Here is an 8,814-nt window from a genome sequence, read left to right on the forward strand (position 1 = left end):
CAGGTGGACGCCCATCGCGAGGCCGGCTTCACCCACATCCGGGTGCAGGCCGGCATTCCCGGGCTGGACGTGGTGTACGGGGTCGCCAAAGACGGGGTCTACGAACCGGCCGGGCGGCGTCCGGTGCCCTCGGAGGAGATCTGGGACGTCGAGGCCTACCTGCGGCACATGCCCGGTGTGATCGCCGGTGTCCGGGAACACGTCGGCGAAGGCGTCGCGCTGCTGCACGACACCCACCACCGGCTCACCCCGATCCAGGCCGCCCGGCTCGGCAAGGCGCTGGAGCCGGTCGGCATGTTCTGGCTCGAGGACGTCACGCCGGCTGAGGACCAGGAGGCGCTGCGGCTGGTGCGGCAGCACACCACCACCCCGCTGGCGATCGGTGAGGTGTTCAACACCGTCTGGGACTGCCATCAGCTGATCTCCGGCCGGCTGATCGACTACATCCGCACCGCGGTGGTGCACGCCGGCGGCATCAGCCACATTCGCAAGATCTTCGCCCTGGCCGAGGTCTACGGCGTGAAGGCCGCCCCGCACGGGCCCTCCGACGTGTCGCCGATCTCGATGGCGGCGTCCATTCATCTCGGGGTGGCGACCCACAACTTCGCCATCCAGGAGTACATGGGCTACCCGGACCTGGTGCACGAAGCCTTCCCGCACGCCTGGCACGTCGAAGACGGCCATCTGCAGCCCGGCGAGGACCCCGGCCTCGGCGTCACCCTCAACGACGACCTACACAACCCCGACGACTACCAGCCCGCCTACCTGCCCGTTGCGCGGCGCCTCGACGGCACTCTCACAGATTGGTGATCAACGATGACCCAGCCCCTGTCCACAGCAACCTTCTCCGGCTCTGTCCTGGGTGCCAGCGCACCGTCGAAGCCCGGAATCCTGCATCTGGGGATCGGTAACTTCCACCGCGCCCACGCCGCCGTCTACACCGCCAAGGCGATGGCGGCCCAGGGCGGTGACTGGGGCATCGTGGCGGTGGCCAACCGCTCCCACCGGGTGGTCGACGCGCTGAACGCGCAGGACCACCTGTACTCCATCCTGGAGCTGTCCAGCGAGGGCGAGCGGGTCGACGTGATGGACGTGCACCGCAAGACCCTGGTGGCCGCCGAGCAGACCGGCCAGCTGATCGCGCAGATCGCCGACCCCTCGATCAAGATCGTCACGATGACCATCTCCGAGAACGGCTACTGCCGCAACGCGGTGACCGGAGACCTGGACGTCGACGGCGACCAGATCCGTGCCGACCTGGCCGACCCGGCGAACCCGCGGACCAGCATCGGCCAGCTCGGCGCGGCCCTGATCCGCCGCTACGGCGACGACGCCGGCCCGCTCACCATCCTGTCCTGCGACAACCTGGTCTCGGCCGGCCACACCGCGCACAAGATGGTCAGTCAGTACCTGCAGGCCACCGCCACCCCGGCTGGATTCCACGACTGGTTCACCGCCCAGGTCACCTTCCCCAACGCCATGGTCGACCGGATCGTCCCGGGCACCACGGACGCCACCCGGGCCAAGGTCGAGCAGCTGCTGGGTCTCACCGACGCCATCCCGGTGCCCGCCGAACGGTTCAGCATGTGGGTGATCGAGGACCGCTTCGCGGCCGGGCGTCCGGCCTGGGAGGCCGCCGGGGCCACCTTCTCCGACGAGGTGGAGGCGTACGAACTGGTCAAGCTGCGGTTGCTCAACGGCTCGCACTCGCTGATCGCCTACCTGGGCGGCCTGGACGCCCGGCCGACCATCCCGTCCAGCTTCGACCAGGACTTCGTCCGGGAGAGCGTCACCGAGCTGCTGAACACCGAGTACCTGCCCAGCATCGCGCTGCCGTCGGGCTTCGACCCGCAGGCCTACATCGAGCAGCTGTTCGACCGCTGGAGCAACCATGCGCTCGCCGACGCCACCGCCCGGGTGGGTTCGGACGGCTCGCTGAAGCTGCTGCAGCGGGTGCCCGACCCCGCCATCCGGATGCTCGACCTCGGCCAGGTGCCGCAGCAGCTGGCCCTGATGGTGGCCGGCTGGATCAGCTGCGTGTGCCCGCCGGAGGGCTTCGATCCCGGCCCGGTCGCCGCGGCGATGATCGAGCCGGCCAAGGAGCGGCTGGCCGCCGTCACCGCCGGTGCCGGATCGGTCCGCAGCCACGTCGAGGCCATCGTCCGCGGCGGCTTCTTCCCCGAGGCGCTCGCCCAGCGTGACGAGTTCACCGAGCGGGTCGCCGACCTGGTCCAGATCATCGTCACCCACGGCGTCCGGGAGGCGGCCAAGGCCGCGCTGGACGCCGGCCGCGCCTGAACACCGAACCCCTGGAAAGGACCCGTCGATGAAGACACTCACGATCCATGCCGCCGAGAACATCACCATCGAGGACGCCCCGGTGCCCGAGCCGGGCGGGGGGGAGGTGCGGGTGCGGATGATGTACGGCGGCATCTGCGGCTCCGACCTGCACTACTACTACGAGGGCCGCAACGGCGCCTTCGTGGTCACCGAGCCGCTGGTGCCGGGCCACGAGATGTCCGGGGTGGTCGACCTCGACCCGTCCGGACGCTTCGCCGCCGGCACCCGGGTCACCATCGCCCCGGCGACCTACGGCACCTCCGAGCCGGGCATCGAGGATCGTCCCTACCTGTGGCCGAACGGCAGCTACTTCGGTTCGGCGTCCACCACGCCGCACACCCAGGGCGGGATGAGCGAGTACCGGGTGGTCAAGGACTTCATGATCCGGGTGCTGCCCGACGGCCTCGGCCTGAAGGAGGCGTCGCTGGCCGAGCCGCTCGCGGTGGCGCTGCACGCGATCGTGCAGGCCGGCGGGGTGGCGGGCAAGAAGGTGCTGGTCACCGGCTCGGGCCCGATCGGGCTGTGCGTCGCCGCCGCCGCGGTGGTCAAGGGCGCCGCGGAGGTGACCGCCACCGACGTCCTGGACGGCCCGCTGACCCGCGCCGCATCGCTGGGCGTGCACCACACCATCAACGTTCGTGAGGAACAGATCCCGGCGCTGGCCTACGACACGGTCTTCGAGTGCTCGGGGGTCGGTCCGGCGATCAGCCCGGCGCTGGCCGCGGCCCGGCGGGGCGGCACCGTCGCCCAGGTCGGCATGCTGCCCGACCGCGAGATCGGGGTGAACCTGGCGCCGTTCGTCTCCAAGGAGGTCACCTACGTCGGCTGCTTCCGGTTCAACGACGAGATCGGTGAGGCGATCGAGCTGCTCGCCGCCCACCCGCAGCTGGCCGGGGTGATCACCCACGTGATCGACGCCGACGACATCGTCGAGGCCTTCCAGACCGCGCGGAACAGCCAGGAATCGGGCAAGGTCGTCGTCTCGCTCTGGCTCGACGAGGAGTGACCGGCCGGTCGGTGATCGAATCGTGCAGGATCGGGCACCAGGCACGGTGCCCGGTCGGGCGCGATCCGGGGTTGCCGGGCCGATCCGGGGTTGCCGGGCCGGGCTGCGGTCGTCAGTCCGCGCTGAACAGGTCGGGCTTCTCCTGGTTCATCCGCTCGATGTCGGACAGCACGACCCGCAGATGGGTCCGTAGCGCGTCCACGGCGCCGGACGGATCGCCGTTCTCGACGGCGTCGACCACCCGGGTGTGCTGAGCGATCAGATCGGCCATCTTCCCGCCGGACGGCAGCGACATCCGCCGGGCCCGGTCCATCTGCGCCTTGGCCTGGGAGACGATCGGCCAGGCGGCAGCGTGATTCCCCGCCTCCAGCAGGCGCCGGTGGAAGGCCTCGTCGAGGCCGAAGAAGCCGGCGACGTCACCGGACGCGTCGGCGGCCCGCTGCTGGGCCAGCAGTTCGCGCAGGTCGGCGATGTCGTGCGGAGCGATCGACGGCGCGCTCTGTTCGAGTGAGGTGCACTCCAGTGCCTCGCGAATGAACTGGGCCGTCACCACGTCGCTGAGGTGGATGGGCCCGACGAAGCTGCCGCGCTGTGGGTAGATGTCCACCAGACCTTCCTCGGCGAGCAGCAGCAGGCTTTCGCGCACCGGCGTCCTGGACACCCCGAACGCGGTCGCGATCTCAGCCTCCGACAGCGCGGCACCCGGCGGGAGCTGTAGCTCGAGGATCTGTTGCCGAAGCCGCTCGTGGACGATGCGACGTGCGCTCTTTCCGCTCAGTCGTGCCGCCCGCAGCTCCGAGGTTCCCGCCATGTGCACATTGTCACGCATCAGCCGGATCGGTGCTCGTCGCGGTAGCCGGCCCCGAGGGAACCATTGATGTCTACTAGTATGGTAGTGTGCCGAAACGGCGAGGCACCGAAGCCTCGCCCGGCGTCCCCGCTGTGACGTCCGATCCCGCATCAGGAAGGTGGGGACCGATGTGCGAGCAAACGCCCTCCGCGTCGGACACCAGGCAGCCAGGCACGGCCGTGGGGCGCCGGTGACGCGGTCGCTGGCCGTCCCACCCTCCGCGGCTGACAACCAAGAAGGAGCAGCAGATGACTGACAATCCCGCCCCGGGCACCCCGGCCGTGGCGCAACGCACAACCAAGGACCTGGCCAAGGCGGCCGTCTCCGGTTGGCTCGGTACCGCCCTGGAGTTCATGGACTTCCAGCTCTACTCACTGGCCGCCGCGCTGGTCTTCAACAAGGTCTTCTTCCCCGGCGAGGCACCCGGCATCGCGGTGATCTCGTCGATGGCCACCTACGCCACCGGCTACCTGAGCCGTCCGCTCGGCGCCTGGTACTTCGGCCGGCTCGGCGACCGGGTCGGCCGGACCAAGGTGTTGTTCTACACCATCGCCCTGATGGGCGTCGCCACCACCCTGATCGGCTTCCTGCCGACCTACGGGCAGGTCGGCATCCTGGCCCCGATCCTGCTCGTGGTGCTGCGGCTCGCCCAGGGCTTCGGCGCCGGGGCCGAGATCGCCGGCTCGTCGGTGATGCTCACCGAGTACGCCCCGCGCCGGCGTCGCGGCCTGGTCGGTTCGCTGGTCGCGCTGGGCACCAACTCGGGCACCCTCGGCGCGTCCGCGATCTGGGGCGTGCTGGTGGCGGCGCTGTCCACCGAGGCCGTGGTCGAGTGGGGCTGGCGGATCCCGTTCATCGCGTCCTCGCTGATCATGCTGTTCGCGGTCTGGCTGCGCCGCAACCTTAAGGAGTCGCCGGTCTTCGAGGGACGCGCCGACGTGGTCGACGGCGAGGCGCTCAGCAAGGAGCAGCTGGAGGAGAAGGTCGCCAGCAGTCACGACAACGTGCTCGCCGACGCGATGCACGAGCGCAAGGGCAGGGCGTTCTTCGAGGGGTTCTTCCTGCGCTTCGGCCAGGCCGGCAACTCGGGCATGGTGCAGACCTACCTGGTCAGCTACATCACCACCATGCTGCTGCTGGCCCCGAGCATCGGCACCGGCGTGGTGATCACCTCGTCCCTGGTCGGCTTCGCCACCGTGCCGTTGATCGGCTGGCTGAGCGACATCGTCGGCCGCAAGCTGATGTACATCGTGATGTCGTCGATCGCCCTGGTGCTGGCCGTGCCGATGATCTGGATGATCGCGTCCAAGGACGTCAACAGCGTCTTCGCCGGCTACATCATCATCCACCAGACCTCGGTGCTGGCCCTCGCCTCGCTGGAGAACAACACCATGTCGGAGCTGTTCGGAGCCCGCTCCCGGCTCACCCAGCTGGCCCTGGCCAAGGAGCTGGCGGCCATCGTGGCGACCGGCATCGGCCCGGTGATCGCGGCGGCGCTGGTGGTCGGCACCGGCGGCTCCTGGTGGCCGCTGGCGATCATGATCGGGTTCTTCTCGATCTGCTCGCTGGGTGCGGCGATCGTGATGCCGGAGACCGCCGGACGCGATCTGACCGTGCTCAACGACGCCCGTCCCGGCGAGGCGATCATCGGTCCGTTCGCGCGCCGGGAGCGGCAGCGGCTCGGCCTGCCGCGGCCGGAGGACGTGGTCGTCGACTGAGCGTCGACGGCTCGGCTCGGAGGGGCCGTCGCTAGGCGGTCCCTCCCAGCCGGCCTTCGCGGCCGGTTCCGGCCGTTCGGCGAGGTGCGCCGTCCGGCCGGACCGGACGCGGTGCAATGGGTCGGAGGCGTCGGCGTCCGGCTCGCCGATAGGAATCTCTACGTGGGGAAGTGACGATGAAGATCGGATTTCGCTGGTACGGCGAAGGAAATGACACCGTGTCGCTGGACGACATCCGGCAGATTCCCGGTGTCGAGACGGTGGTGTGGAGCCTCCATCACAAGCAGGCCGGGGAGGTCTGGGAGGAGGCCGAGATCGCCGCCGAGATGGCGCATATCGCCGCGATCTCCGCCGAGGCCGCGGCCCGCGGCGTGACCAAACGGCTGGACGCCGAGGTGGTCGAGTCGGTGAACGTCCACGAGTCGATCAAGCTCGGCCGGACGGTGCTGGGGCTGAGCCGGGACGAGGCGATCGCCAACTACATCACCACCCTGGAACGGCTGGGCCGGGCCGGGGTGAAGGTGGTCTGCTACAACTTCATGCCGGTGTTCGACTGGCTGCGCACCGACCTGAGGCATCCGCTGCCGGACGGCTCCACCGCGCTCTACTTCGAGAAGGCGGTGGTCGACCAACTGACGCCGGAGAAGCTGATCGCCGACATGGAGGCCAACTCGGGCGGGCTGACCCTGCCCGGCTGGGAGCCGGAGCGGCTGGCCAGCTTCAGCGAACTCAACGAGGCCTACGCCGGGGTCACCCACGACGACATGTACCGCAGCTACAAGTACTTCCTGGACGCGGTGATCCCGACCTGCGAGCAGTACGACGTGAAGCTCGGGGTGCATCCCGACGACCCGCCGTTCGACCTGTTCGGCTGGCCCCGGGTGGTCTCCACCATGGAGGACCTGGGCACCGTGCTGGGGCTGAACGACAGCCCGTACAACGGCCTCACCCTGTGCCTGGGGTCGTTCTCGGCCAACCCGGCGCAGGCGCCGCGGGCGGTCGAGGCGGTGCAGACCTACCTGGACCGGATCCACTTCTCCCATGTCCGCAACGTCAAGCACCTCCCGAACGGCGACTTCACCGAGGTCGCCCACCGGGCCTGCGAGGGCGACGTGGACACCGTCGGGATCATGAAGGCCTATGCCGAAGCCGGGTACACCGGCTACATCCGGCCCGACCACGGCCGGCACCTGTGGAACGAGAACACCACCAACAAACCCCGACCCGGCTACGGGTTGTACGACCGGGCGCTGGGCATCCAGTACCTGCTCGGGGTGTGGGACGCGGTGAACTACCGCCGCTGATGCCCGTTGGTCGAGCCGGCCGGTGGTACGCGGGGACGGTTCTTTTCGTTCCGTATGGCGTCGCGAAGTGGACCGAAGAGAACCGTCCCTTCGGTCTACTTCGCGGGTGATCCCGCGTCCGCTCACCGGCAGTCCGGGCGCACACCGATATCCTGCGGCCGTGACTTTCCACGATCAGGCGAGGGCCGCCAAACAGGCCAGCATCGCCCTGGGAACCCTGACCCGGGCCGCCAAGGACGCCGCCCTGCACACCATGGCCGACGCGCTGGCGGACGCCGAGGACGCCGTGCTGGCGGCGAATCTCCGGGACGTCGACCGGGCGCGCGAGGCGGGCACGTCCGAGGCGTTGATCGACCGGCTGCGGCTCAACCCGCAGCGGATCGACGGCATGGTCGGCGGCCTGCGCGACCTGGCCGGGCTGCCCGACCCGGTGGGGGACGTGGTGCGCGGCTGGACCAACGCCAACGGCGTCCAGGTGCGCCAGGTGCGGGTGCCGTTCGGCGTGGTCGGCATCATCTACGAGGCGCGGCCGAACGTGACCGCCGACGCGGCCGGCATCTGCGTCAAGTCCGGCAATGCGGCGCTGCTGCGTGGGTCGTCCTCGGCGCTGGAGTCGAACCGGGCCGTGGTGACCGCGCTGCGGGCCGGGCTGGCGGCGTCCGGGCTGCCGGTGGACGCGGTCCAGCTGGTCGAGGGCGGCCGTGAGGTCACCGACGAGATGATGGCGGCCCGCGGCCTGGTCGACGTGCTGATCCCGCGCGGCGGCGCCGGGCTGATCAACGCGGTGGTGAACGGCAGCAACGTGCCGGTGATCGAGACCGGCACCGGCAACTGCCACATCTTCGTCGACGCCACCGCCGACACCGACATGGCGCTGGACATCCTGCTCAACGCGAAGGTGCAGCGGCCCAGCGTCTGCAACGCCGCCGAGACCCTGCTGGTGCACGCCGCGATCGCCGACGAGTTCCTGCCGAAGGCGCTCGCCGCATTGGCGGCGCAGGGGGTGACGGTGCACGGGACCGACGCCGTCCGGGCCTATTCGGACGCCGTGCTGCCGGCCGGTCCCGACGAGTTCGACGGCGAGTACCTGTCGCTGGACATCGCCGCCGACGTGGTCGGCTCGGTCGCGGACGCCATCGACCACATCCGGGCGCACAGCACCGGGCATTCTGAGACCATCGTCACCAACGATCGGGCCGCGGCGAACCGGTTCACCGCCGAGGTGGACGCCGCCGCGGTGCTGGTGAACGCGTCCTCGCGGTTCGTCGACGGCGGCGAGTTCGGCTTCGGCGCCGAGATCGGCATCTCCACCCAGAAGCTGCACGCCCGCGGCCCGATGGGGCTGGCCGAGATGACCTCCTCGAAGTACGTGGTCACCGGCGAGGGCCAGATCCGGGGCTGAGTCTCGGTCCGCACGCGGTTACCCACCCGGCGCTCGCCTAAGGAAGCGCTGATCAATCATGTCCCGGCTGCGGCGTCCCCGGCGGGCGATCTGCGGCCCCCATCTCTTGCGCCGTACGTCCAGTACGCCCACAAGATCTGGGGGCCGCAGCTCATCCCGCCGGGCACGTCCTCGCTCGGAACAGCATTGATCAG

The 8,814-nt window shown here is 69.9% G+C and carries 7 protein-coding genes; 6 read left to right on the top strand and 1 reads right to left on the bottom strand.

Translation table 11 applies throughout. From position 1 onward, the window contains the following. The 3 genes from QM582_RS19095 to QM582_RS19105 all read left to right on the top strand — a co-directional run. Positions 1-810, top strand: an 810-nt coding sequence (locus QM582_RS19095; RefSeq protein ID WP_415087110.1) for an enolase C-terminal domain-like protein, incomplete at its 5' end; no start/stop codon positions are given. A 6-nt stretch (positions 811-816) separates the two neighbouring features. Continuing rightward, a complete protein-coding gene (locus tag QM582_RS19100; RefSeq protein ID WP_415087112.1) occupies positions 817-2,298 on the top strand; it encodes a mannitol dehydrogenase family protein in 1,482 nt (493 codons plus the stop codon). A 28-nt stretch (positions 2,299-2,326) separates the two neighbouring features. After that, entirely contained in the window at positions 2,327-3,346 is a 1,020-nt protein-coding gene (locus QM582_RS19105; protein WP_415087114.1) for an L-idonate 5-dehydrogenase, read from the top strand. Between the two features lie 112 nt (positions 3,347-3,458). Here QM582_RS19105 and QM582_RS19110 read toward each other — a convergent pair whose 3' ends face one another. Further along, on the bottom strand, positions 3,459-4,157 hold the full coding sequence (locus QM582_RS19110; protein ID WP_415087116.1) for a GntR family transcriptional regulator: 699 nt from the start codon (positions 4,155-4,157) through the stop codon (positions 3,459-3,461). Positions 4,158-4,444: 287 nt separating this feature from the next. Here QM582_RS19110 and QM582_RS19115 point away from each other — a divergent pair, with 287 nt between their 5' ends. The 3 genes from QM582_RS19115 (at position 4,445) to QM582_RS19125 (ending at position 8,620) form a co-directional block, all read left to right on the top strand. Beyond that, positions 4,445-5,914 (top strand): MFS transporter, encoded by a 1,470-nt coding sequence (locus tag QM582_RS19115; RefSeq protein ID WP_415087118.1) that lies wholly within the window; start codon positions 4,445-4,447, stop codon positions 5,912-5,914. Positions 5,915-6,090: 176 nt separating this feature from the next. Continuing rightward, complete coding sequence (locus QM582_RS19120) at positions 6,091-7,218, top strand: mannonate dehydratase (protein ID WP_415087120.1); 1,128 nt, start codon at positions 6,091-6,093, stop codon at positions 7,216-7,218. Positions 7,219-7,378: 160 nt separating this feature from the next. Next, a complete protein-coding gene (locus QM582_RS19125; protein WP_415087122.1) occupies positions 7,379-8,620 on the top strand; it encodes a glutamate-5-semialdehyde dehydrogenase in 1,242 nt (413 codons plus the stop codon). Positions 8,621-8,814 lie beyond the last annotated feature (194 nt).

The organism is Micropruina sp., assembly GCF_047607385.1.
Taxonomy (GTDB): Bacteria; Actinomycetota; Actinomycetes; order Propionibacteriales; family Propionibacteriaceae; genus Micropruina.